At 72.8% G+C, this 21850-nt stretch carries 22 protein-coding genes, 3 tRNA genes and 1 pseudogene; 13 read left to right on the top strand and 13 right to left on the bottom strand.

The genetic code is table 11. The features are described from left to right. Nucleotides 1–8 precede the first annotated feature (8 nt). The gene (locus tag GKC29_RS28685; protein ID WP_155333776.1) at nt 9–1496 is read right to left on the bottom strand and encodes a sugar transferase; all 1488 of its coding nucleotides are present in this window, start codon (nt 1494–1496) and stop codon (nt 9–11) included. A 167-nt stretch (nt 1497–1663) separates the two neighbouring features. Beyond that, nucleotides 1664–2731, bottom strand: coding sequence for an LCP family protein (locus tag GKC29_RS28680; RefSeq protein WP_155333775.1), 1068 nt, complete (start codon nt 2729–2731; stop codon nt 1664–1666). 117 nt (nt 2732–2848) lie between these two features. Here GKC29_RS28680 and GKC29_RS28675 point away from each other — a divergent pair, with 117 nt between their 5' ends. Next, nucleotides 2849–3682: a class I SAM-dependent methyltransferase gene (locus tag GKC29_RS28675; RefSeq protein ID WP_155333774.1), complete on the top strand. Its 834-nt coding sequence runs from the start codon at nt 2849–2851 to the stop codon at nt 3680–3682. 4 nt (nt 3683–3686) lie between these two features. Continuing rightward, the gene (locus GKC29_RS28670) at nt 3687–4505 is read left to right on the top strand and encodes an MOSC domain-containing protein (protein ID WP_155333773.1); all 819 of its coding nucleotides are present in this window, start codon (nt 3687–3689) and stop codon (nt 4503–4505) included. A 15-nt stretch (nt 4506–4520) separates the two neighbouring features. Here the strand turns inward: GKC29_RS28670 and GKC29_RS28665 are convergent, their stop codons facing one another. The 3 genes from GKC29_RS28665 to bcp form a co-directional block, all read right to left on the bottom strand. Further along, nucleotides 4521–5069: a GNAT family N-acetyltransferase gene (locus GKC29_RS28665; RefSeq protein ID WP_155333772.1), complete on the bottom strand. Its 549-nt coding sequence runs from the start codon at nt 5067–5069 to the stop codon at nt 4521–4523. A gap of 88 nt (nt 5070–5157) precedes the next feature. Beyond that, nucleotides 5158–5232, bottom strand: a tRNA-Leu gene (locus GKC29_RS28660). 114 nt (nt 5233–5346) lie between these two features. After that, nucleotides 5347–5823, bottom strand: a complete 477-nt coding sequence (bcp, locus tag GKC29_RS28655) for a thioredoxin-dependent thiol peroxidase (RefSeq protein ID WP_155333771.1) — start codon at nt 5821–5823, stop codon at nt 5347–5349. A 179-nt stretch (nt 5824–6002) separates the two neighbouring features. On the opposite strand from bcp, the gene GKC29_RS28650 reads away from it, so the two are divergent. Genes GKC29_RS28650 through GKC29_RS28635 form a run of 4 tightly spaced genes read left to right on the top strand, consistent with a single transcriptional unit; the run spans nt 6003 to nt 8692 of the window. Continuing rightward, complete coding sequence (locus GKC29_RS28650; RefSeq protein ID WP_155333770.1) at nt 6003–6719, top strand: energy-coupling factor ABC transporter permease; 717 nt, start codon at nt 6003–6005, stop codon at nt 6717–6719. After that, nucleotides 6716–7144, top strand: a complete 429-nt coding sequence (locus tag GKC29_RS28645; protein ID WP_155333769.1) for a PDGLE domain-containing protein — start codon at nt 6716–6718, stop codon at nt 7142–7144. Before GKC29_RS28650 ends, GKC29_RS28645 begins: the two co-directional genes overlap by 4 nt. 10 nt (nt 7145–7154) lie before the next feature. Beyond that, nucleotides 7155–7925, top strand: a complete 771-nt coding sequence (gene cbiQ / locus GKC29_RS28640; protein ID WP_155333768.1) for a cobalt ECF transporter T component CbiQ — start codon at nt 7155–7157, stop codon at nt 7923–7925. Continuing rightward, entirely contained in the window at nt 7922–8692 is a 771-nt protein-coding gene (locus tag GKC29_RS28635; protein WP_155333767.1) for an energy-coupling factor ABC transporter ATP-binding protein, read from the top strand. The genes cbiQ and GKC29_RS28635 overlap by 4 nt, the downstream gene beginning before the upstream one ends. A 37-nt stretch (nt 8693–8729) precedes the next feature. On the opposite strand, the gene GKC29_RS28630 is transcribed toward GKC29_RS28635, so the two are convergent. The 4 genes from GKC29_RS28630 to GKC29_RS28615 are packed head-to-tail and all read right to left on the bottom strand — an operon-like array spanning nt 8730 to nt 11749. Further along, nucleotides 8730–9884: a hypothetical protein gene (locus GKC29_RS28630; protein WP_230688847.1), complete on the bottom strand. Its 1155-nt coding sequence runs from the start codon at nt 9882–9884 to the stop codon at nt 8730–8732. Next, nucleotides 9881–10594: a thioredoxin domain-containing protein gene (locus tag GKC29_RS28625; RefSeq protein WP_155333766.1), complete on the bottom strand. Its 714-nt coding sequence runs from the start codon at nt 10592–10594 to the stop codon at nt 9881–9883. Before GKC29_RS28625 ends, GKC29_RS28630 begins: the two co-directional genes overlap by 4 nt. After that, the gene (locus tag GKC29_RS28620; RefSeq protein WP_155333765.1) at nt 10587–11105 is read right to left on the bottom strand and encodes a MauE/DoxX family redox-associated membrane protein; all 519 of its coding nucleotides are present in this window, start codon (nt 11103–11105) and stop codon (nt 10587–10589) included. The genes GKC29_RS28625 and GKC29_RS28620 overlap by 8 nt, the downstream gene beginning before the upstream one ends. A 59-nt stretch (nt 11106–11164) precedes the next feature. Further along, nucleotides 11165–11749, bottom strand: a complete 585-nt coding sequence (locus GKC29_RS28615) for a sigma-70 family RNA polymerase sigma factor (protein ID WP_155333764.1) — start codon at nt 11747–11749, stop codon at nt 11165–11167. Between the two features lie 107 nt (nt 11750–11856). Between GKC29_RS28615 and GKC29_RS28610 the strand changes: the two genes are divergently transcribed. From GKC29_RS28610 to GKC29_RS28595, 4 genes and pseudogenes are all read left to right on the top strand, one after another. Then, nucleotides 11857–12498: a zf-HC2 domain-containing protein gene (locus tag GKC29_RS28610; protein ID WP_155333763.1), complete on the top strand. Its 642-nt coding sequence runs from the start codon at nt 11857–11859 to the stop codon at nt 12496–12498. Nucleotides 12499–12559: 61 nt separating this feature from the next. After that, nucleotides 12560–14224, top strand: coding sequence for a copper resistance CopC/CopD family protein (locus GKC29_RS28605; RefSeq protein ID WP_155333762.1), 1665 nt, complete (start codon nt 12560–12562; stop codon nt 14222–14224). 17 nt (nt 14225–14241) lie between these two features. Beyond that, the gene (locus GKC29_RS28600; protein ID WP_155333761.1) at nt 14242–14979 is read left to right on the top strand and encodes a YcnI family protein; all 738 of its coding nucleotides are present in this window, start codon (nt 14242–14244) and stop codon (nt 14977–14979) included. 143 nt (nt 14980–15122) lie between these two features. Next, a pseudogene (locus GKC29_RS28595) lies at nt 15123–15560 on the top strand (hypothetical protein); the annotation flags it as partial. A 538-nt stretch (nt 15561–16098) separates the two neighbouring features. Here GKC29_RS28595 and GKC29_RS28590 read toward each other — a convergent pair. Next, nucleotides 16099–17364, bottom strand: a complete 1266-nt coding sequence (locus GKC29_RS28590; RefSeq protein WP_155333760.1) for a glycosyltransferase family 87 protein — start codon at nt 17362–17364, stop codon at nt 16099–16101. Between the two features lie 68 nt (nt 17365–17432). Here GKC29_RS28590 and orn point away from each other — a divergent pair, with 68 nt between their 5' ends. Both orn and GKC29_RS28580 read left to right on the top strand, forming a co-directional pair. Next, entirely contained in the window at nt 17433–18029 is a 597-nt protein-coding gene (orn, locus tag GKC29_RS28585; RefSeq protein ID WP_155333759.1) for an oligoribonuclease, read from the top strand. A gap of 96 nt (nt 18030–18125) precedes the next feature. Continuing rightward, a tRNA-His gene (locus GKC29_RS28580) sits at nt 18126–18198 on the top strand. 45 nt (nt 18199–18243) lie between these two features. Here the strand turns inward: GKC29_RS28580 and GKC29_RS28575 are convergent. Together GKC29_RS28575 and GKC29_RS28570 are read right to left on the bottom strand one after the other, a co-directional pair. Beyond that, complete coding sequence (locus GKC29_RS28575) at nt 18244–19515, bottom strand: Ig-like domain-containing protein (RefSeq protein WP_155333758.1); 1272 nt, start codon at nt 19513–19515, stop codon at nt 18244–18246. Nucleotides 19516–19645: 130 nt separating this feature from the next. Further along, on the bottom strand, nt 19646–20893 hold the full coding sequence (locus GKC29_RS28570) for an Ig-like domain-containing protein (RefSeq protein WP_155333757.1): 1248 nt from the start codon (nt 20891–20893) through the stop codon (nt 19646–19648). Nucleotides 20894–21080: 187 nt separating this feature from the next. Between GKC29_RS28570 and GKC29_RS28565 the strand changes: the two genes are divergently transcribed. Then, a tRNA-Lys gene (locus tag GKC29_RS28565) sits at nt 21081–21156 on the top strand. Nucleotides 21157–21310: 154 nt separating this feature from the next. Here the strand turns inward: GKC29_RS28565 and GKC29_RS28560 are convergent. Further along, nucleotides 21311–21826 (bottom strand): topology modulation protein, encoded by a 516-nt coding sequence (locus tag GKC29_RS28560; protein ID WP_155333756.1) that lies wholly within the window; start codon nt 21824–21826, stop codon nt 21311–21313. Nucleotides 21827–21850 lie beyond the last annotated feature (24 nt).

The raw sequence follows: 21850 nt of genomic DNA, 5'->3' as shown, positions 1-21850 counted from the left end.
TCGGCCGCTCAGCGGCCGCCGCCGCGGAACACCTCCGCCACCGTCCGGAGCACCACCTTGACGTCCAGCCAGAGCGACCAGTTCTCGATGTAGTAGTTGTCGAACCGGGCGCGGTCGGAGATCGGCGTGTCGCCTCGCAGGCCACTGACCTGTGCGAGCCCGGTGAGTCCGACAGGGACGCGGTGACGCGACGCGTAGTTGGGGTACTCCGCCGAGAACTTCTCGACGAAGTACGGCCGCTCCGGCCGGGGTCCGACGACGCTCATGTCACCCCGCAGGATGTTCCACAGCTGCGGCAGTTCATCCAGTGACGTCCGGCGCATGAATCGCCCGATGGGACCGACCCGATTGTCGTGCGCGATCGACCAGTTCGTCTGCGACTCCTGCTCGTTCACCGGCCGCATCGACCGGAACTTGACCACCTTGAAGGGCTTGCCGTACCGGCCGATCCGCTCCTGGTAGAAGAAGATGCCTGGACCCCCGTCGATGAAGGTGGCGATGGCGCAGAGTAGCAACACCGGGCTCAACGCGAGCAGCGCCGTCGCGGCTACCAGTACGTCGGACGCCCGCTTGATGGCCCACCGCGGACCGGAGAGCGAGATGTCACCGATCTTGAGGATCGGAATGGCGCCGATGTGGTCGGGATATCCGCCCTGAGAGCGAGAGCCCCACAGGCGCGGCACCGCCCAGAGGTCGCAGCGTGAGCTGCGGGGCCGGAGCAGGGTCTCCATGAGAGTGGACTCGAGGCAATCCGGATCGGCGATGACCAGGACCTCGCACTCCAGCAGCCGGACGAGGTGTTCGAGGTCGTCGAGGGTGCCGCTCGGCGGTAGTGCCCCGCTGCCCTGGCGCGACGGGGCATCGACGCAACCGACGAACCGCAGGCCGTACTGCGGGTAACGACGCAGCAACCGCGCGAGCTCGACGCCGATGGGACCGCTGCCGATGATGATGGCGTTGTGCTCCACCCATCGACGCTTCCGCAGGAGGATGGTGAGCGCCCGGCTGACCGCACGGCCGAGGATCACGAGCCCGGCCGAGAGCGCGACACCGCGCATGAACCCGCCCACGTAGGCCACCGAGGCGTGACGCTCCGCCGCGATGATGGCCACCACCGCGGCGGAGGCGAGCAGCCGCCCGGAGAGGATCGGCAGCTCGTCGAGGATGCTCACGTGCCGGCGGGGCCGGTAGAGCCCGCCGGCCGCGAAGAAGGCCACCGTGAGGGCGGCGTTGGCAAGCGTCCCGCGCCAGTGGTCCTGGGACAGCAGCAGCGGGGCGACCAGCGCGGCGACGTCGATCGGAACCGTCATCATCCACGCTCGCAGCCACCGGGTGCTGGACGAGGCGCGGGACTTCGCGTACGGCAGGACGGCGGTGGTGTCGAGACCAGCCCGCGCCGAGTCGGTAGGTTCGGTCGGAACCGGAACGGACGGGAGCGCGGCCAGGAGGCCCGCGCCACCCGCGGCGTCATGCTGCGACGGCAACGTCTGCTGCATCATCCCTTCCAAGCGCGGCGAGGGCGCAGAAGGGCTCGTCGTCGGCTGGCTGGACATGGGCGGTCCTTTCCCCGTGGATGCCCTGGGTCACGAGACGACTCAAAGGGCGACCGCAGGATATGACCGGGCCGGACCCGTCGCCATAGCCGGCAAGACAGTTCACATTCCTACTTTGCGGTGGACAGGATCTCCGGCACCGCGTCGCGCCGGACCGCGTCGAACAGACGCTTCGCCTTCTCCGTGTCGACCAGGACGACGCTCTCGTTGCCGATCCGGCCGGTCCCCTTCGTGGGACAGGTGAAGAACCCGAGGTTGCCGCTGCGAAGGTGGCGGAGTTCCATCGCCAGGTCCAGCAGGGACATCGACTCGTCCACCGCCACGGCGTCCGCCGTTGCTCGCACGAACGAGTTCAGCTTGGCGGGGTTGGCGAGAACGCCGCCAGAGGCCGCCTTGTCCAGGATCGCCTTGATGACCTGCTGCTGGTGCTTGATGCGGGTGAAGTCGCCGTTGGCGAAGGCGTAGCGCTCGCGGGCGTAGTCCAGCGCGGCGGACCCATCCATGGTCTGCCGGCCCGCGACGAACTCCCGCCGCCCGCCGGGATTCAGCGAGTGCGTCGAGGTGAAACCCTTGTCGACGGTGATCTCGATACCGCCGAGAGCGTCGACGATCTCCTTGAAACCCGCGAAGTCGACCATCGTGACGTGGTCGACGCGGACGCCGGTGAACTCCTCGACCGTCTGGACCATCAGCGGAACGCCACCCCACGCGTACGATGCGTTGATCTTCGCGTTCCGGCCGCCCCGCCCCTCCGGCGACTTCGGCACGTTCACCCAGGTGTCCCGGGGGATCGAGATGAGCTGGGCGCTCGACCGGTCCGCGGGAAGGTGGGCCAGGATGATCGTGTCGGTCCGGGAACCGGAACTGTTGTCCGGGTCGCGGGAGTCGCTGCCCAGCATCATGATGTTCATGGCGCCCTTTGCCACGACCTGCGGCCGGGACTCCTCGGGCACGCCTCCGAAGGCGTCGACACGTTCGATGCCGGATTCGACTGAGCGGAGGTACAACCCACCCGCGATCATGCCGCCGCCGCCGACCAACGCCAGCACGAGGAAGGTGATCAGAGCGACCTTTTGCCACCGCGGACGCCGCCGGCGGGTGGTGTTGGTCGGCTCCGGTTCCCGATGGAGGTCGAAAAGCTGAGTCTCGGGCTCCGCGTACGACTGGCGCTCTCGCATGGCGTGATGCTACTGAGTCGGGCTCGCGACCGCGTACCCCCGTCCGGGCGCGGCGGGTGGCGTCATGAATGAAAACTTTCATCCCAACGGGCGGGCCACGGCTGGTAGAACGCTCCCGTGGATCGAATCAAGCTCCGGCGGGCCATCGCCCGCACCCGGCTCGCCCCCGTCGCCGCCTTCCCCAAGCGCCTCCGGGCGGTCGCCCGCTACGACGCGAAGGTGCTGAGCACCTCGGCACGCTGGCTGGTCCAGTCCCGCGAGCATCACAACTACACGTACGACCTGACCCCGCTGAGCCGCAACCACCTCGCCTGGTTCGTCAGCGTCGTCTGCGACATCCCGGTCAAGCAGGTCCGGGCGTACCTCGACGAGATCGAGGCCGACGACAACCTGCGGCAGCACCTCCAGCAGGCGATCGCCGGCGCCGAGCGCCGCGGCCTCGCCGACAAGCAGATCCGGTACGCCCGCCGCATCGGCTGGTACGCGATCGTGCGCGCCGCCAAGCCGAAGCACATCGTGGAGACCGGCGTCGACAAGGGCCTGGGCAGCGTCGTGCTCGCCGCCGCCCTGCTGCGCAACGCCGCCGAGGGGCACCCCGGCCGGGTCACCTCGCTGGACATCAACCCCGAGGCCGGCTACCTGGCCAAGGTGGAGCCCTGGTCCGAGGTGGTGGACCTGGTGATCGGCGACTCGCTCGCCTCGATCGCCGCCCTGGACCGGCCGGTCGACCTCTTCCTCCACGACAGCGACCACAGCACCGCCCATGAGCGGCGCGAGTTCACCGCCGTCGAGCCGAAGCTCGCCCCCGGTGCCCTCCTGCTCACCGACAACGTGACGATCACCAACGTCCTCGCCGAGCACGCCGAGCGCACCGGCCGGAAGTTCCTCGCCTACCGCGAGACGCCCGCCAACCACTGGTACCCGGGGGACGGTATCGGCGTGGCATGGTAGGGCGGTGCAACTGAGCGCGATCCACACGTACCCCGTCAAGGGGTGTCACCGGCTCGACCACGACGGCGCGCAGGTGCGGCCGTGGGGCCTGGCCGGCGACCGGCGTTGGATGGTCGTCGACGCCGCCGGCGTCGGCGTCACCCAGCGCGAGGTCGCCGGCCTGGTCGCGGTGCGGGCGGAGGCCCGCGACGGCGGACTGACCCTGCGTGCCCACGGTCATCGCGACCTCGACGTCCCGGAGCCGTCCGACGGTGAGCCGGTCGCGGTCCGCACCTTCCGCAGCCGGAAGCTGCCGGTGCCCGCGCTCCCGGCTGGGCCGGCGGCGGACGCGTGGTTCAGCGCCCTGCTCGACCGGCCGGTCCGCCTGGTCTGGCTGGCCCGGCCGACCCGCCACATCCCCTCCGAGGACCGGGAGCACGACACCGGCGACCAGGTCAGCTTCGCCGACGCCTACCCGCTGCTGCTGGCCAACGCGGCCTCGCTCGACGCGCTCAACGGGTGGCTCGCCGACGCCGGCGAGCCACCGGTGCCGATGACCCGCTTCCGCCCCAACCTCGTGGTCGAGGGCGTCACCGCCTGGGCCGAGGACGAATGGGTCGGGCGGCCGCTGCGCATCGGCGGCGTGCGCTTCCGCGCCGCCGGGCCGTGCGACCGCTGCGTGGTAACCACCACCGACCAGGAGACCGGCGTACGCGGCAAGGAGCCGCTGCGCACCTTGGGGCGGTACCGCAACGTGCGGCAGAAGCTCCTCTTCGGACTGAACCTGGTACCCGTGACGACCGGCCGCGTCGCCGTGGGCGACGAGGTGGTCGTGGACGGGTGACCGTTCCCGGTGGGCTCACGCCGGGGCCGTGACAGCCCCGGTCAGGTCCAGCCACATGAAGATCTCGTCGCGGTCGTCCCCGGGTGCCACCCGGAGCGCGCCGGGCAGCCGGCCGACCTCGCGGTACCCGAGCCGCCGGTAGAACCGATCCAGGCCCAACCCGTCACGGACGGTGACCTGCAGCGCCTGGAAGCCCAGCCGGCGGCCCACCCGCTCGGCCTCGCGCATCAGGTCGAGGCCACAACCGTGGCCCTGCGTGTCGGGGTGGACCATCACCCGGGTCAGCACCCGGTAGTGGGTCTTCAGGTGGAACCGGTTGTCGGTGAAGATCGCCATGGCTGCCAGCCGCTCGCCCGCGTACCCGACCAGCAGCCGGTCCGGGCCGTCGGCGATTCCCGCGAGGGTCGGATCGGCGATGGTGCGGACGTCGGTGGCGGTGACCGGCGCGACGAAGCCGACCGCACCGCCGGCGTTGGTGACGTCGACCCAGAGCGCGACGATCTCCTCCCGCAGCTCGGGCGTCAGGTCAGGGTCGAGGACGAAGCGCAGAGTCACGCCGGCCATCCTGACCTGGGCGCCGGGACCCGTACCCGTGATGGTGACGCGTCTGACACCCGCCCTCGACGAGTGACAGCGCGCGACGTGGAGAAAGTAGGGCCGGCGGGACTCGAACCCGCACTGGTGCGGACCTAAACCGCATGCCTCCTGCCAGTTGGGCTACGGCCCCTTCACCGCGCACATCCTCATTCTCCACGACCTTCGCAGCGGGCGAGGAACCAGCCGTCCGGTCGAGCGAGGCTGCGACGTGGCCTCCGGATCGTAGACCACCGCTCGCGCACCCTCAGTCGAGGCCGAGGTCGCGGCGCAGCTTGGCGACGTGGCCGGTGGCCTTGACGTTGTAGAGCGCCCGCTCGATCTTCCCGTCGGCGTCGATGACGAACGTCGAGCGGATCACACCGGTGACCGTCCTGCCGTACATCTGCTTCTCGCCGTACGCCCCGTACGCGGTCAGCACCGCCTTGTCGGTGTCGGCGACGAGCGGGAAGGTGATGGCGTCGCGGTCGCGGAACTTCGCCAGCTTCTCCGGCTTGTCCGGCGAGATGCCGACGACCTCGTAGCCGGCGGCCTGGAGCGAGGCGAGCGAGTCACGGAAGTCGCAGGCCTGCTTGGTGCAGCCGGGGGTCATCGCGGCCGGGTAGGCGTACAGCACGACCTTGCGGCCGCGCAGGTCGGCCAGCGACAGCGTGTCACCGGTGTCGGTGGGGAGGCGGAACTCGGGGGCGGGGTCGCCGGGGGAGAGGCGGGCGGGCGCGGTCATGGCCCCGACCCTACCGCCGCGCCGGCTCGGCCTCCCGCTCGCGACGCGCGGCGGCCGGACAGCCGGCGAGCTTCGTGATCAACGCCATCCCTTGTTGCCAGATACTGGCAACAGCGATCGACGGCCAATAGGCTGACAGGCGCCGGCGCGGACGGGCCCGCCGACGCGTGGGAGGTCGCGTGGAAACCCTGGCGATGCACATCTCGAACGGGATCATCAACGGTCCCGTCGCCGCGGCCTTCGCGGCGGTCGCACTTGCCGCGATGGCGTTTTGCGTGCTGCGCGGCCGGCAGGACCTGGACGACCGGTTGGCGCCGATGGCCGGCCTGGTCGCCGCGTTCATCTTCGCCGTCCAGATGCTCAACTTCCCGATCTTCACCGCCGGGGTCAGCGGCCACCTGCTCGGCGGCGCGCTCGCCGCGCTGCTGGTCGGCCCCTGGGTGGGCGCGCTCTGCGTGGCGGTCGTCCTCGTCGTGCAGGCGCTGGTCTTCGGCGACGGTGGCGTCGCCATGCTCGGCCTCAACATCACCAACATGGCGGTCCTCGGCACCGCCGCCGCGTACCTGCTGATCGCCGCGCTGCTGCGGGTCCTGCCGCGGACGCCGACCGGGCTCGCCGTGACGGCGTTCGTGTCCGCGCTGGTCAGCGTCGTGGTGGCCGCGATGGGCTTCGTCGTGCAGTACCAGCTCGGCGGCACCGCCGACCTCGGCGGCAACCTCGCCGCCCTGGCCGGCACGATGGCCGTCTCGCACCTGCTGATCGGCATCGGCGAGGGCCTGATCACCGCGACGACGGTGGTGACCGTCGCGAAGGTCCGGCCCGATCTCGTGTACGCGCTGCGCGCCCTCAAGCCGGCCACGCCGGCGTCCGTCACCGTTGTCGGAGGTGTCCGGTGAAGAAGCGGTCCTGGGGTTTCGTCATCGGTGGGCTGCTGGCCGCCCTGCTGCTGGCCGGCGTGGTGAGCAACTTCGCCTCGTCGCACCCGGACGGGCTGGACTCGTCGCTGCGGGAGGGCTGCACCTTCGACGCCGACGACAACATCACCGGCGGCAGTTGCCCGGCGCAGCAGGAGAAGCAGCACGAGATCGGCGGTCCGCTGGCCGACTACGACATCGCGGGGATCGACAACGAGTTCCTCTCCACCGGCCTCTCCGGCGTGCTCGGCGTCCTGCTGACCTTCGCCGTGGCCGGCGGTGCGTTCTGGCTGGTCCGCCGCCGTGGCGCGCCGGCCGCCGACAGCGGAGCCGCCGGCAGCGGGGCCGAGGGCAGCGGGGCCGAGGGCGCGAAGCCGGCGCAGGCACCCGCCGGCCGGGCCGGCTGAGGGTACGACGTTGGGCGCCGGCCACACCCACCCGCTCTACCGGGCGTCCGGCTCGCCGGTGCACCGCCTCCCGCCCGAGGTGAAGATCGCGGCGATGGTGACCTTCACCCTCGCCGTGGTCGCCACGCCCCGGGAGGCGCTCTGGGCCTTCGGGGCGTACGCACTGCTGGTCGCCGCGGTCGCGGCGGCCGCGCGGGTCGGGCCCGGCTGGCTGCTGCGCCGGTCGCTGATCGAGCTGCCGTTCGTCCTGTTCGCCTTCGCCCTGCCGTTCCTCGGCGCGGGCGAGCGGGTCGAGGTCCTCGGCCTGCGGCTGTCGGAGGACGGCCTGTACGGGGCGTGGAACATCCTCGCCAAGGGCACCCTGGGGGTGCTCGCGTCGCTGCTGCTCGCCGCGACCACGACGACCCGGGACCTGATCGTCGGCCTGGACCGGCTGCGCTGCCCGCAGATCCTCACCCAGATCGCCACGTTCATGCTGCGGTACCTCGAGGTGCTGGTCGGCGAGGCCCGCCGGATGCGGGTGGCCCGGATGTCCCGGGGTGACGACCCGCGCTTCGTGTGGCAGCTGCGCGGCTTCGCCGCCGGTGTCGGCGCGCTGTTCCTGCGCGCGTACGAGCGGGGCGAGCGGGTGTACCTGGCGATGCTGTCGCGTGGCTACTCCGGGCGGATGCCGGTCGTGTGGCAGGGCGGGGGCGCGGCGACCGCTGGTCAGTGGGCGGTGGCGGCCACCGTGCCGGCGCTGGCGGCCGCCGTCGCCGCCACCGCGCTCGCCCTGACATGATCGGAGGCGTGCAGCCCACGACTCCGAGCCTCCACGTCCAGGGTGTGCGGTACGCGTACCCGGACGGGCACGTCGCGCTGCACGGGGTCGACCTGACGGTGCCGCGCGGCGACCGGGTGGCGCTGCTCGGCCCGAACGGCGCCGGCAAGACCACCCTGGTGCTGCACCTCAACGGCATCCTCACCGCCACCGAGGGCAGCGTGTCGGTGGGCGGGTTGACGGTCGGTCCGGACCGGGCGACGCTCGCGGAGGTGCGCCGCCGGGTCGGCATCGTCTTCCAGGACCCGGACGACCAGCTCTTCCTGCCGACCGTGGCGGAGGACGTGGCGTTCGGCCCGGCCAACCTGGGGCTGCGCGGCGCCGAGCTGGCCGCCCGGGTGGACGAGGCGCTCGCCGCGGTGGGGATGAGCGAGCACCGGGACCGCGCGCCGCACCACCTGTCGTTCGGGCAGCGCCGCCGGGTGGCGGTGGCCACCGTGCTCGCCATGCACCCGGAGATCCTGGTGCTCGACGAGCCCTCGTCCAACCTGGACCCGGCCGCCCGGCGCGAGCTGGCCGACATCCTGCGCGCCCTGCCGGTGACCCTGCTGATGGTCACCCACGACCTGCCGTACGCGCTGGAGCTGTGCGACCGCTCGGTGATCCTGGACGCCGGCCGGATCGTCGCCGACGCCCCCACGGTCGACATCCTGGCCGACGAGGAGCTGCTGTCCCGCCACCGCCTGGAACTTCCCTACGGTTTCACTCCCCGCCCCACCCCCCGCTGACCCCACCGGGTCGATCCCGCTCGGGGCGAGCACGGAGTCATGGCGCCCGGTTGGCGCTTCTCTCGTCCGTCTCGTCTGCCACCACAACTCCATGGTCCGCGGCGGAGGGCAGGGGCGGTGGGGTTGCGGGGCGGGCGGCCCGGGCGGCGGCGTGGAGGCGCAGGGCGCCGGCCGCCAGCGCGCCGGCCCCCGTGACCAGGGTGGCCGTGACCAGCAGCCGCGCGATGGTCGGCGGCCACGGGACCGGGGCGACCGAGCGGGCGAACACCGCCGCGTTCGCCACACCGGCGAACAGGGCCAGGCACGCCCCCGCGAGCGCGACCGCGAAGTCCGCCGCGGGGCGGCGGGCCAGCGCGTAAGCCCCGGCGGCGATCGCGCCGAGCCCGGTGAGCAGCGGCCACACCTGACCGCCGAGCAGCCCCAGCAGCAGCGCGCCGGGCCCGTCCGCCCCGGCGTCGAGCTCCCGGCCGACGCTGTAGGTCACACCGGCGGCCCCACCGGCGACGAGGAGCCCGCCCAGCACCGCGAGGGCCCGCCCGCCCGGTGTCGAGCCGGCCGGGAGCAGCCCCAGCGCGCCCACCGCGAGCAGGCCGAGCGTCGCGGCCACCCACCAGGTGTACGGATCCGGCGGCGGCACCCAGTCGAGCGTGCCGCGGATCTCCAGGGGCTCCCCGTCGACGCGCAGCGGCACCACCCAGTCGCGGACCCGGTGCTCCCGGTCCGGGGCGGCGCGCACCTGCGGCGGCGGCGTGGACTCCCGCCACAGCGCCCGCTGGTCGTGCCAGCGCACCGTCGTCGAGCCGTCGACCCGCCGCCAGTCCGGCGGGGCGGCCGGGTCCGCCTCGGCGGGGATGCGGGTGTCCCCGGCGAGGGTGCGGTTCAGGTACGTGGCGGGGGAGCGCCGGTTCTCGTACACGCCGTCGGGGCCGACCCGCAGGTACGGCTCGCCGGAGTAACCGATCACCTCGACCGGCTGGTCCCCGGTGTTGGTCAGCTCCAAGCGCGCGCCGGCCTCCACGGCCCGGACGGTGAGCCCGGCCCGGGCGGGGGTGACGGTGCCGACCTCGGTGCGGTAGTCGGTGCCGTCCGGGGCGTCCGCCCCGTGCGCCGCGGCCGGGGCGGCGAGCGCGAGCGTCGCGGCGACGGTACCGGCGAGCACCAGGCCGGCGCGGGTGACGAGGGTACGGATCACCCGGCGGCCTCCACCGCCGCCCGGATGCCCTCGGGCGAGCGGTCGGCGACCGGCTGCCCGTTCACCAGGATGGTCGGGGTGCCCGTGATGCCGGCCTCGCTGGCCTCCTCGGTGACGTGCTCGGTCCACGCGTGGTACGTGTCGTCGCGGACGCAGGAGCCGAACGTGTCCCGGTCGAGCCCGACCTCCACCCCGATGTCGACCAGCTGGTCGTCGCTCAGCCCGGGGCCACCCTCCGGCGGCTGCCGCTCGAACAGCGCCTCGGTGAACTCGCGGAACTTCCCACCCGCCGCGGCGCAGCCGGAGGCGGCCGAGGCGCGGGTCGGGTACTCGGTGGTGGAGAAGCGGTTGAGGTAGGCGACCGGGTGGAAGACCACCCGGGCCTTGCCCTGGTCGGCGAGCTGGTCGATCGTCTCGCCGCTGACCTGCTGGAACTGCTTGCAGGCCGGGCAGAGGTAGTCCTCGTACAGGTCGATGGTGACCGGCCCGGAGCCGTACACGATGCCGGTGCCGGCGTCGTTGGCGCCCGGCGGCGCGGTGTACTCGTCGGCGCGCTGGCTGGAGTAGACACTCCACCCGATCAGGCCGGCGACGACCAGGACGGCGACGGCGGCCACGGACACCCACAGCGTCCGCTTGCGCCGGCGTTCCCGGGCCATCTGCTCCCGGACGACGCGGGCCGCGTCCCGGCGGGCCTTGCCACTACTCATCCTCGTCCTCCACCGCGGGTTCGCCCGTCAGCCAGCCGTCCACCGAGAACGGGGTGCGGGGCCAGATCAGCAGGAAGCCGGCCAGCGCCAGGAATCCCAGGTCCCGGAGGATCTCCGGGAGGTAGCTCGGGGCCTGCCCCTCGGCGAGCTGGCCGCCGCTGCCGAAGCAGCCGCAGTCGATGGCGAGGTCGCGCGACCAGGCCGAGACGATGCCGGCGACGAAGACCACCAGCAGCGCCACGGACACCCCGGCGGACAGCCGCGTGGCGAGCCCGAGCAGCAGGAGTACGCCGAGCGCCAGCTCGACGAAGGGCAGCGCGGCGCCGATCACCGTCGCCACGTCGTACGGGAAGATCTGGTACGCGTTGACCGCCCGGCCGGAGGCGGCCAGGTCACCGACCTTGGAGGCGCCGGCGAGGAGCCAGACCGCGGCCAGGCCGAGCCGGGCGGCGACGCCCACCCAGGGGCGTACGGCGGGCCAGCGGCCGGTGCGGGGTGTGATCACGGTCATTGGTCGTTCCTCGTCCGGCGGAAGTTCCCGTCCCGGGGCGGGTGACGTCGACACCGGCCCTACCCGGCCCGCGCGTCGTCGACCGCCTCGACCAGGTCGGCGCGGGCCCGGGCCACCCGGGACCGGATGGTGCCGACGGGTACCCCCTCCACGGCGGCGGCCTCGGCGTAGGACAGGCCGAGCAGCTGGGTGAGCACGAAGGCGCCCCGCCGCTCGGCGGGCAGCCGGCGGAGCAGGTCGGCGGCGCCGAGCTGGCCGGCGGGGTCGGGCTGCGGCCGGTCGGTCCACGCGTCGGCGGTGAGCCGGGCGTCGAGCCGGCGCCGCCGGACGACCGTGCGCAGGTGGTCGGCGCAGGCCCGGCGGGCGATGCCGAGCAGCCAGGTCCGTGCCGAGGAGCGCCCTTCGAAGCCGGGCAGCGCCCGGAACGCCCGCAGGTAGGTCTCCTGGGTGAGGTCGTCCGCGGTGTCCGGGTCGACGAGGGCCGCGACGAACCGCCACACCTCGGCCTGGGTGAGCCGGACGAACGCGGCCTGGGCGACCGGATCCCCGTCGCGGGCGGCGAGCGCCCACTCGGTGGCCCGCGCAGGCCCGCCGGTGGCGTCGGCCGGACCGGCGGCGGCGGTGTGGCGCTGGGCGGGGATCACGACAGTCCAGGTTACGCGGAGCGCCCCGCGCCGGGAGGGCCCTTCGGCCCTTCCATGGTCTGCGCCACGTCGGGAACTTTTCCGGTGCACCGCCCGACTACCCCCTCATGAACTGCGACGACGTACGCGTGGCGCTGTCGGCGCGGCTGGACGGGGAGGACCCGCAGGCGGCGCCGGCGGTGCTCGACGCACACACTGAGGGCTGCCGGGCGTGCCGGGCGTGGCTGGCCCGCGCCGAGCAGGTGACCCGGCTGGTCCGGGTCCAGCCGGTGGCCGTGCCGGACCTGACCGCCCCGGTTCTCGCGGCGGTCGCCGCCGACGCGGCGCGTACCGCCCCGGCGGCCGTGCGGCGGGCCCGACGCGAGGTCCTGCGGGTGGCGGTCGCGGTCGCGGCGGTCGCGCAGTTGTCGATCGCGCTGCCGGTCCTGCTGGCCGGCCTCGGCGTGGCGCAGGACCCGCACACCAGCCGGGAGTTGGCGTCCTTCGACGTCGCCCTCGCCGTCGGGTTCGCGCTCGCGGCGTGGCGGCCCGAGCGGGCCCGGGCGTTCGTCCCGGTGGCGCTCGTGCTCGCGGTGTGCCTGGCCGGCACGAGCGCGGTCGACGTCGCCAACTCCACCACCGCCCTCGTGCACGAGGTGGGCCACCTCGCGGCGGTGGTGCGGGCGGGGCTGCTGTGGGCGCTGGGTCGGGTGAGTGGTGACACCGACCACCGCCCGTTCCTGCCGGCGGTCGCCGCGGGGCGCGGATGAGGGCCGCCGGTTTGCTGCCGCGGCGACCCGGGCTGGGCGCGGCGGGGTGGTCTGGGCGAGCATGACCGACATGACTGCCGCCCTCCGCCGCTGGTTCGGCCGGCTCAGCGCCACCGCCGGTCTCCTGTTCGTCCTCGTCGCCCTGCTGGTCGCCCCGGCCGGCCCCGCCAGTGCCCACGCGGTGCTGGTGAGCAGCAGCCCGATCGCGTCGGCCGTGGTGCCGAACGCGCCGGCCGAGGTCGTCCTCACGTTCAGCGAGTCCGTCCGCAAGGTGCCCGGCAAGATCCGCGTCCTCGCACCGGACGGCTCGCGCGCCGACCGCGGCGAGCCCGACTTCGACGGGGGCGTCGTCACGATCCCCGTCGATCCGGCCGGCGACCGGGGCACCTACCTGGTCAGCTACCGGGTGATCTCGGCCGACAGCCACCCGGTCTCCGGGGCGTTCACGTACTCGGTCGGCGCCCCCTCGCCGCCACCGGTCGACACCGGCGACGACAACCGGGCCGACCCGTTCGTGGGCGCCGCGGTCAAGGTCGCCAAGTACGTCGGCTACGCCGGCCTGCTGCTCCTGGTCGGCCCGGCGCTGGTCCTCGCCGCGCTCTGGCCGCGGCGGCTGTCCCGCCGGGGGCCCACCCGCCTCGCCTGGACCGGCCTGGGCCTGGTGGTGGTGTCCACCCTCGCGACGCTGTGGCTCCAGGTGCCCTACACCGCCGGGGGCGGCGTGTTCGACGTCACCGGGGAGGGGTTCAGCGGGGTGCTGGGCAGCATGTTCGGCGCGGCCCACCTGGTCCGGCTGGGCCTGCTGGCGGCCGCCGCGTTCCTGCTCCGGCCGCTGCTGGCCGGGCCGGTCGGCGGCACCGACGTGGTGATCCTGGGCATCCTCGGCGGTGCGGCGCTGCTGACCTGGCCGCTGGCCGGCCACCCGGCCGCGTCACCCGCCCCGGCGGTCTCCGTCGTGGTGGACGCCGTGCACCTCGGCAGCATGGCGGTGTGGCTGGGCGGGCTGGTCATGCTCGCGGTCTTCCTGCTGCGCCGGGCCGACGAGCGGGAGCTGGGGGCGATCCTGCCGATCTGGTCCCGCTGGGCCGCGCTGGCCGTGTCCGCGCTGCTGCTCGCCGGCGTCGTCCAGGCGCTGATCGAGGTCGCCACCCCGAGCGCCCTCGTCGGCACCACGTACGGCCGGCTCCTGCTCGGCAAGATCGGGCTGTTCGTGCTGGTGATCGTGGTGGCCGCGTACTCCCGGGCGCTGGTGCGCCGGCGGACCGCCGCCGGCCGGCCGGCGCTGGTGCGGCGGGCGATCTGGGCCGAGCTGGCGATCACCGCGGTGGTGCTCGGCGTCACCGCCACGCTGGTGCAGACCACCCCGGCCCGCACCGCCGCCGCCGACACCGCCGGCACTGCCAGCGGCTACTTCTCGACCACGCTGTCCAGCTCGCTGGGCTCGCTCCAGGTCGAGGTGGACCCGGCCGAGCGGGGCAACAACAGCGTCCACTTCTACGCGTACACCCCGGAGAACCGGCCCCAGCCGGTGGTGGAGTGGCGGGCCACCGCCGCCCTGCCGTCCGCGGGAATCGAGCCGATCGAGGTGCCGTTGCTGCCACTGACCGACAACCACGTGACCGGCGAGATCAACCTGCCGGCGTCGGGGGAGTGGCAGCTTCGCGTCACCGTCCGTACGTCCGACATCGACCAGGCCACGGTGACCGCCACCGTGCCCGTCCGGTAGAGAAAGGTGTCCATTCCATGATCCGTCTCCGGCGTACCGCAACCGGCGCCGCCACCCTCGCCCTCGGTGCCGTCGCCGCCGCCGTTCTCGGCTTCGCCGCGCCCGCGTCCGCGCACGTCACGGTCAACCCGGAGGAGGCGACCCAGGGCGGCTACGCCCGGCTCGCGTTCCGGGTGCCGAACGAGAGCGACACCGCGTCGACGACGAAGGTCGAGGTGGTGTTGCCGGAGAACGCGCCGGTCGGCTCGGTCTCGACGATGCCGGTCCCCGGCTGGACCGTGGCGGTGGAGAAGCGCAAGCTCGACCAGCCGGTGGAGGTGCACGGCAGCCAGCTCATTGAGGCGGTGTCGAAGCTGACCTGGACCGCCGCCCCGGACGCCGTGATCAAGCCGGGCACGTTCCAGGAGTTCCCGGTTTCGATGGGCCCGCTGCCCAAGATCGACCAGATGGTCTTCAAGTCGCTCCAGACGTACTCGGACGGCACCGTCGTGCGCTGGATCGAGGAGCCGACCGCCGGCGGCGAGGAGCCGGAGAGCCCGGCGCCGGTGCTGAAGCTGACCGCCGCCTCGCCGTCCGCCGCGCCGGCGGCCGACCCCGCCGGGGAGAGCGAGGTCGAGGCGGACGACGACGAGGCCGAGGGCACCGGGCTGGCCACCGGCCTCGGCGCCGCCGGCCTGGTCGCCGGCCTGGCCGGCCTGGCGCTCGGCGGGCTGGCGTTCGCCCGGACCCGGCGGGAGCCCGCGCCGAAGGCGTGACCGTACGCACCGCCGTGCCGGCCCGTCGGATCCCTCCGGCGGGCCGGCGCCTTTCCGGGACCGGTGCCGTGGATATCCCCTGATCGGACGGTCCGTCTCGGTAAGGTCGGCCGGGTGTCCGGCTACGGAGGGGGACGAGGCCAATGCGGATCGTGCGGGTGTTCACCGGGGTGCTGCTGCTGACCGTCGGGATTCCGGCGCTGCTCGCCGGCGCCGTGCTCGGGGCGGAACTGACCCTGGACCTGCGCGCCGAGCTACGCGCGGGCTGGACCGCCCCGGTGACCGCCGGCCTGCTGGCCGGTGGGGTGCTGTTCGTGGCGTCGGCCCTGCTCCTGCTGCTGCGGCCGGTACGCCCCCGCGAAGTGGTCTTCGTCGTCGAGCCGGACCAGGTGCCCGTGCTGGCCGGCCGGCTCGGAGTGACGTCCCTGAGCGGGCTCGGCGTCCAGCCGACGCGGGACGGTGACCGCGCGATCGCGCCGGCCCGCCAACTGGCGTCCGTCGGTGCGCCCCTCGACCGGCCCCGGCCGGCGCTGGGCCCGGTGCCGACGTGCCGAACCGCCGCCGGTCCGGTGCCCGCCGGTCGCCCGGCGACGCTGGCCGACCTCGTGGAGCGGCCGGACGGCGGGCCGGAGGTGTCCGGTGCGGGGCCGTCGAGCGGCGACCGGCGCGGCCGGTCGGGCCGGGACGGCACCCGCTGCGTCGCGCCGCTGCGGCCGTCCGAGGTGGACCTGTCGCTCGCCTGGCCACCCGCCACCCGCACGGATGTCGCCCCGCCGGCGCCCACGTCGCGGACGGAGCCGGTCCGACCGGCCGGGCGGGCCGATCCCGTTCCGCCGGGTTCGCCGTCGCGGCCGGCGCGCGCCGCGCGGCCCGAACACCCGTCGCGGCCCGAATCCCGGTCACGGCCCGAACGCCCGTCGCGGGTCGAACCCGAGTCGCGGCAGGAGCCGTCCGCTGGGCCGCTGCGTCCGGCCGTCCCGGTCGATCCGACCTCCTGAGCGACGGCAGGTCGCCCGGGGCGGTGGACGCGGACGGCCCTCCGTGCTGCCGACACGGAGGGCCGTCCTCACCGGGGGATTCGGTGCTACCGCAGCGTCGTCTGTGGTAGTTGAGACCAGATTAGCGCCGGACGGGGCTTCTCGGGAAGTCTGTCCGTTTGGACGTGGGCTCCATGCCCTCCCGCACCGGCAGCCCCACCAGCAGCAGCAGGCTGATCAGCACGTACGCGTTGCGGACCAGGAACTCGCCCACCGAGTCGGTGGGCACCTGGGCGGTGCCCCAGTCCTGGAACGACACCACCCCGTAGACGATGACGACGGTCGTGCCGACGGCGGCCGTCAGCAGTCGGCGGCGCTCGCCCCCCGACGTGGCGAGGGCCGCGTCGACCAGCACCACCACCGCCGGGACGAACCAGTAGATGTGGTGGGTCCAGGTGATCGGGCTGACCAGCGCGCCGACCAGGCCGGTGAGGGTGAGGCCGGTGAGCGCGTCCCCGGCGCGGGCCGCCCGCGCCGCCCGCCACAGCCCGTACCCGGCCACCAGGACGACGAGGGCCAGCCAGATCAGGCGCTCCGGCTCCTGCGGCGCGGTGAGGCGGCTCAGCAGCCCGAACAGCGACTGGTTGCCGGTGTAGTCGGTGCGGCCGACCCGCTCGGTGGTCCACAGCTCGTGGGTCCAGAACCGCCAGGAGTCGCGGGGCGCGAACGCCGCCGCGAGCAGTGTCGCGACCGCCGCCGTCGCGCTGGCCACCGCCGCCGCCCACCACCGCCGGCAGACCAGCAGGTAGACGATGAAGATGCCGGGAAACAGCTTGAGCGCCGTCGCCAGCCCCACGGCCACGCCGGCCCAGCGCCTGTTCCGGGGTACGGCGAACAGCAGGTCCGCCAGGATCAGCACCACCAGCAGCATGTTGATCTGCCCGAAGGTGATCGTCTCCCGGGTGCTCTCGACGGCGAGGACCAGCAGCACCGCCACCGTGAGCGCGAACACCCGCGGCAGGTGGTGCCGGGCGATCACCGGCTCGACCAGCCAGCGGGTGGTCACCACCACCGCCAGACCGGTCAGCGCGGTGAAGATCGCCACGGTGGCGCCCAGCGGCAGCATCGCGAACGGGCGTAGCAGCAGGGCGCTGAACGGCGGGTACGTGAAGTAGAGGGCACCCTGGACCCGGTCCGGCTGGACGTAGTCGTAGAGCGGGTTCCCCGCCGCCCACCAGTCCATCGCCCGCATGTAGATCTTCAGGTCGAAGAAGTCGTGCACCAGCCCGGGCAGGTAGAGCGCCGGCAGCACGGCGGCCAGCGCCAGCACGGCGACGAGGCGACGGACCGTACGGCCACCGGGTTCGTCGTCGGTGACAGCGGGCGGTGCGACGGATTCGGCTGGCACGGGGAAACCCTAACGGTCGCCCCGCAGAGCGGTGCGCGGCGCGCGGGCCGCTGGGCTGCGCGTAGGCTGTGCCGGTGGCAGATCTTCTCGTCTGGATCGACTGTGAGATGACCGGCCTGGACCTCGGCAAGGACAAGCTGATCGAGGTCGCCGCGCTCGTCACCGACCCGGATCTCAACGTGCTCGGCGAGGGGGTCGACGTGGTGATCCACGCCGACGACGCGGCGCTGGACGCGATGCCCGAAATCGTCGCGACGATGCACGCCAAGTCGGGGCTGACCGACGAGGTGCGGCGGTCGACGGTGACGCTGGCCGAGGCGGAGCAGTTGGTCCTCGACTACGTCACCAGCCACGTGAAGGATCCGCGCACCGCGCCGCTGTGCGGCAACTCCATCGCCACCGACCGGGGCTTCATCACCCGGGACATGCCCCGGCTCGACGCCCACCTGCACTACCGCATGATCGACGTCTCGTCGATCAAGGAACTGTGCCGGCGCTGGTACCCGCGGGTGTACTTCGGGCAGCCGCAGAAGGGCCTCGCGCACCGGGCGCTGGCCGACATCCGGGAGAGCATCCGGGAGTTGGAGTACTACCGGCGGACCATCTTCGTACCCCTGCCCGGGCCGGACGTGGAGAGCGCGAAGGCCGTCGCCGCGCAGCTCTGAGCGCCCGGTTCCGTCCCAGCGAACCCGCTGGACGGGGTGGGCCGGGGTGGGGCTATTATTGGTCCGCACCGCCCGGGTGACCGGCGCGGCGGCATGGTGGCTGTAGCTCAGTTGGCAGAGCACCGGGTTGTGGTCCCGGTTGTCGTGGGTTCAATTCCCATCAGTCACCCGGCATGACGAAGGCCCCCTCCGCGGAGGGGGCCTTCGTCGTTGCTCAGGGGGTCGGGGTGGCGTCCGGGTCGGCGCTCTCGGCCGCCGCCGGCTCGTACGGCACGGCGCTGCCCTTGACGTACTCCTCCCAGCTCATGTTCCAGTCGGTCCAGCCGTTGCCGTTCTGGAGCTTGCGCTCGGTGCCCTTGACCGTGATCGGGTCACCGATCCGGGTGTTGGCGAAGAGCCACGCGCCGTTGGCCATCGACACGTTCACGCAGCCGTGGGAGACGTTGACGCTGCCCTGCTGCCCCTCCGACCAGGGAGCGGCGTGGATGAACTCGCCGCCCCAGGTGAGGCGCTGCGCGTAGTCGATCTTCGTGCGGTAGCCGTCCTCGGGGCCGAGCTCCTCGTACGTGTCGAAGACCGTCTTCCGGAGCTTCTCGATGACGACCATCGTGCCGCTCGACGACGGCGTGGACTTCTTGCCGAGGCTCACCGGGATGGTCTTGACCACCTTGCCGTCCTTCGCGACGGTCATCCGCTTGGTCCTGTTGTCCACGGTCATGACCAGCGACGGGCCGATCTTGACGTCGACGGTCAGGTCGGACCGGCCGTACCAGCCGTCGCCGAGCGGCAGTCCGCCGGCCTGGACCCGGTACGACACGGTGCTGTTCGCCTTCCAAAACTCCTTCGGGCGGTACCGGACCTCGGTCGGGCTGACCCAGTGCCAGATGCCCTCCTGCGCCGGGGTGGCGGTGACGGTCATCCGGCGCTGCAGGTCGTCCCGGTGGTCCTCCGGGATGGCCCGGCCGAACTTCACGATCAGCGGCATCCCGACGCCCACCACCTGGCCGTCACCGAGGAAGCTGCTGATCCGGACCTGCTTCTCGGGCTTGGCCATGGTGGTGAAGGTGCTGGTCGCCGTGGCGGGCCGGCCGTCGTCCCCGGTCGCGGTGACGGTCGCCGTGTACGTCGCGCCGTACTCCAGGGCGCCGCTCGGCAGCCAGCTCCCGCCGTCGGCGGCGAGCGTCCCCTCGACGGCCGCGCCCGAGGGGTCCTTCAGTTCGACGGTGGTCTCCCGGGACTCCTTCGCGGTGAAGGTGATGCCGGTCGAGGCCGGTACGTCCTTCGCGTCGGCGGCCGGTTCGACGATGGTGACGGCGGCCTTCGGGGCGGGCGCGGCGTTCCCGTCGCCGTCGCGCCACCCGGACGATCCGTCGTCGCCACCGGAGGTGCACCCGGCGGTGAGCGTCAGCGCCGCGGCGAGAAGCCCGGCCGCGAGCGCACGGCGTCGCCCACCGCGCCGGGTCGGCTGGTCCTGGACAGCTCGCATGGTCGCCTCACAGTCGTCGTGCCGATTGCCCATCCTCTCTCAGAGGACGCACCAGACCTGATACCCGTTGCACCGGGTGAACCGAAACACACGGGCTGAGCTGTCCGAACGTGGACAGCTCCGGTGCTGGTCAGAACGGTGAGCCGGCACCGCCCTCGGGCACCGGCAGGGCGCTGCCCTTGACGAACTCCGACCAGCTCAGGCTCCACGCCGTCCAGCCGTTGCCGGCCGTCAGCCGCCGTTCGGTGCCGGTCACGGTGATCGGGTCGCCGATCTTCGTCTTGCCGAACAGCCAACGGGCGTGGGCCGTCGACACGTTCACGCAGCCGTGCGAGACGTTCTGGCGCCCCTGCACGTGCTCCGACCAGGGTGCCGCGTGGATGTACTCACCGCCCCAGGTGAGCCGCTGCGCGAAGTCGATCTCGGTGACGTAGCGGTTGTCCGGGTCCGGGTCGTCGCGGGTGTCGAAGACGGTGGACTCCTTCTTCTCCATCACCACCATCGTGCCGCTGGAGGACGGGGTCTTCTTCTTGCCGAGGCTCACCGGCAGGGTACGGACCACCTGGCCGTCCTCGTACACGGTCATCCGCTTGGTCGAGTTGTCGACCTTCATCTCGAAGGCGCGGCCGATCTTCGCGGTCGCGACCCGGTCGACGTTGCCGTACTTGCCGTTGCTCAGCGGGATGCCGGCCAACGCGATGCGGACGCTGAGCGTCGTGCCCGGCTTCCAGTACTCCGGTGCGCGGTAGTAGGCCTGGGTGCCGCCGTCGATCCAGTGCCACGCGCCGGGCTGCGGCGGGTCGGTCTGGACGAACATGCGCTTCTGCACCGCCGCCCGGTCCTTCTTCGGGATGCCGGGGCTGAACTCGACGACCACCGGCATCGCGACGCCGTACTCCTTGTCGTCGAACAGGTAGAGGCCGGAGCCGATCATCGACTTCGGCTTCGCCATCGTCGTGAACGTGCTGCGCCCCTCGCGGGTGCCGCCGTCGGCCGCGGTCGCGGTGACCGTCGCCGAGTAGCGGGTGCCGTACTTCAACGGGGCTGACGGCACCCACGACGAGCCGTCGGCGCGGAGCCGGCCCGCGACCGCCTTGCCGTCGGCCGCCGTCAGGGTGACGGCAGACACCTTCACGCCGTCCGGCAGGGTGGCGCCGATCTCGGCGCTGACCGGCCGGTCCGTCGACCCGTCGGCCGGCGCGACCGGCAACGGCGGGCCGTTCGCCGCCGCCGGCTCGGCCGGGGTGGCGCTCGCGGTCGGGCCGCTGCCCGCCACGAACTTCGCCTGCTCCGGATCGCCGCCGCACCCCGCCAGCGCCAGCGACGCCACCAGACCGAGGGCCCCCAGCGCCGCCCCGGCCCGCGTGAACATGCCCATCCCCACCTCTGTCCTCGCGTACCTGGCGGACATCGTGCCGCATCACCGCTAATCCGTACGTGCCCTCGCGCTCAGGCGAAGGCCGTTTGGCCGCTTTTACCCCATAAGCTCGACCGAAGGGGGGAGCCGGGGATCGGATTGGAACCCGGCTGAGAGGGCGTGCTAAGGTTCTCCCCGTTGCCAACGAGCGCCGCTAGCTCAACTGGCAGAGCAGCGGACTCTTAATCCGCGGGTTCGGGGTTCGAGTCCCTGGCGGCGCACCAACGAGCAAGGCCCTGACCTGGTAGTTCCCTGCCGGTCGGGGCCTTTTTCGCGTACGCCGGTGGTGGGTGGTCGCTCGGTGGGTGCTCGGGAGCCGTTGGACCTGTTCGGTGTCGGTTGGACGCGGTCGGCTCCTCGTGGAAGCCCGAGGCCAGGTCACCGGTTTGTCTCCCGTTTGATTCGGTCGATGAGCCGGTTGGTGTGCCGCCGGCTGGTGAGAGTGATGAGCCGGACCTGCACTCCATGTTCTTGAAGCAGGTGACGGATGCGGGGGCGCATGGTGCGCCGGTAGCCGAGGATGTAGCGGACGAAGTTCCAGGTGATCCGGTCGTAGACGCCGTCGGTGGGGTGTTGGCCGCCGTGGTAGCGCCACCGGCGTTCAGCGATGCCCCACAGGCATGTCCTGGCTGGCAGGTCGAGAAAGATCACGGTGTCGGCGGCGGCGAGCCGGATCGGCAGGGTGCCGGCGTAGTTGCCTTCGATGATCCACCGCTCGCCGGTGACGAGTTTCTCCTGCTGGACGGCGAACTCGTCCTTGGGTACGGGATTCCACTGCTCGTCGTAATAGAGCGCGTCGAGGTGGATGAGCGGCGCGTCGAGGATCTGCGCGAGTTGCCGGGCGACGGTGGACTTGCCGCTGCCACCGCAGCCGATGATGGCGATTCGGTCCACGGCTTTCAACGCTAGCGGCGAGAC

The organism is Micromonospora sp. WMMC415 (assembly GCF_009707425.1).
Classification (GTDB): Bacteria; Actinomycetota; Actinomycetes; order Mycobacteriales; family Micromonosporaceae; genus Micromonospora.
Note: the sequence above shows the minus strand (reverse complement) of the source record. Positions and strands in the feature narration are given on the sequence as shown.

What these genes read in the sequence shown, in the direction of transcription:
- GKC29_RS28685 (WP_155333776.1), bottom strand. Translation starts at nt 1,496, where the DNA reads ATGCAGCAGACGTTGCCGTCGCAGCATGACGCCGCGGGTGGCGCGGGC.
- GKC29_RS28680 (WP_155333775.1), bottom strand. Translation starts at nt 2,731, where the DNA reads ATGCGAGAGCGCCAGTCGTACGCGGAGCCCGAGACTCAGCTTTTCGAC.
- GKC29_RS28665 (WP_155333772.1), bottom strand. Translation starts at nt 5,069, where the DNA reads ATGGCCGGCGTGACTCTGCGCTTCGTCCTCGACCCTGACCTGACGCCC.
- bcp (WP_155333771.1), bottom strand. Translation starts at nt 5,823, where the DNA reads ATGACCGCGCCCGCCCGCCTCTCCCCCGGCGACCCCGCCCCCGAGTTC.
- GKC29_RS28635 (WP_155333767.1), top strand. Translation starts at nt 7,922, where the DNA reads ATGATCGGAGGCGTGCAGCCCACGACTCCGAGCCTCCACGTCCAGGGT.
- GKC29_RS28625 (WP_155333766.1), bottom strand. Translation starts at nt 10,594, where the DNA reads ATGAGTAGTGGCAAGGCCCGCCGGGACGCGGCCCGCGTCGTCCGGGAG.
- GKC29_RS28620 (WP_155333765.1), bottom strand. Translation starts at nt 11,105, where the DNA reads ATGACCGTGATCACACCCCGCACCGGCCGCTGGCCCGCCGTACGCCCC.
- GKC29_RS28610 (WP_155333763.1), top strand. Translation starts at nt 11,857, where the DNA reads ATGAACTGCGACGACGTACGCGTGGCGCTGTCGGCGCGGCTGGACGGG.
- GKC29_RS28605 (WP_155333762.1), top strand. Translation starts at nt 12,560, where the DNA reads ATGACCGACATGACTGCCGCCCTCCGCCGCTGGTTCGGCCGGCTCAGC.
- GKC29_RS28600 (WP_155333761.1), top strand. Translation starts at nt 14,242, where the DNA reads ATGATCCGTCTCCGGCGTACCGCAACCGGCGCCGCCACCCTCGCCCTC.
- GKC29_RS28575 (WP_155333758.1), bottom strand. Translation starts at nt 19,515, where the DNA reads ATGCGAGCTGTCCAGGACCAGCCGACCCGGCGCGGTGGGCGACGCCGT.
- GKC29_RS28570 (WP_155333757.1), bottom strand. Translation starts at nt 20,893, where the DNA reads ATGGGCATGTTCACGCGGGCCGGGGCGGCGCTGGGGGCCCTCGGTCTG.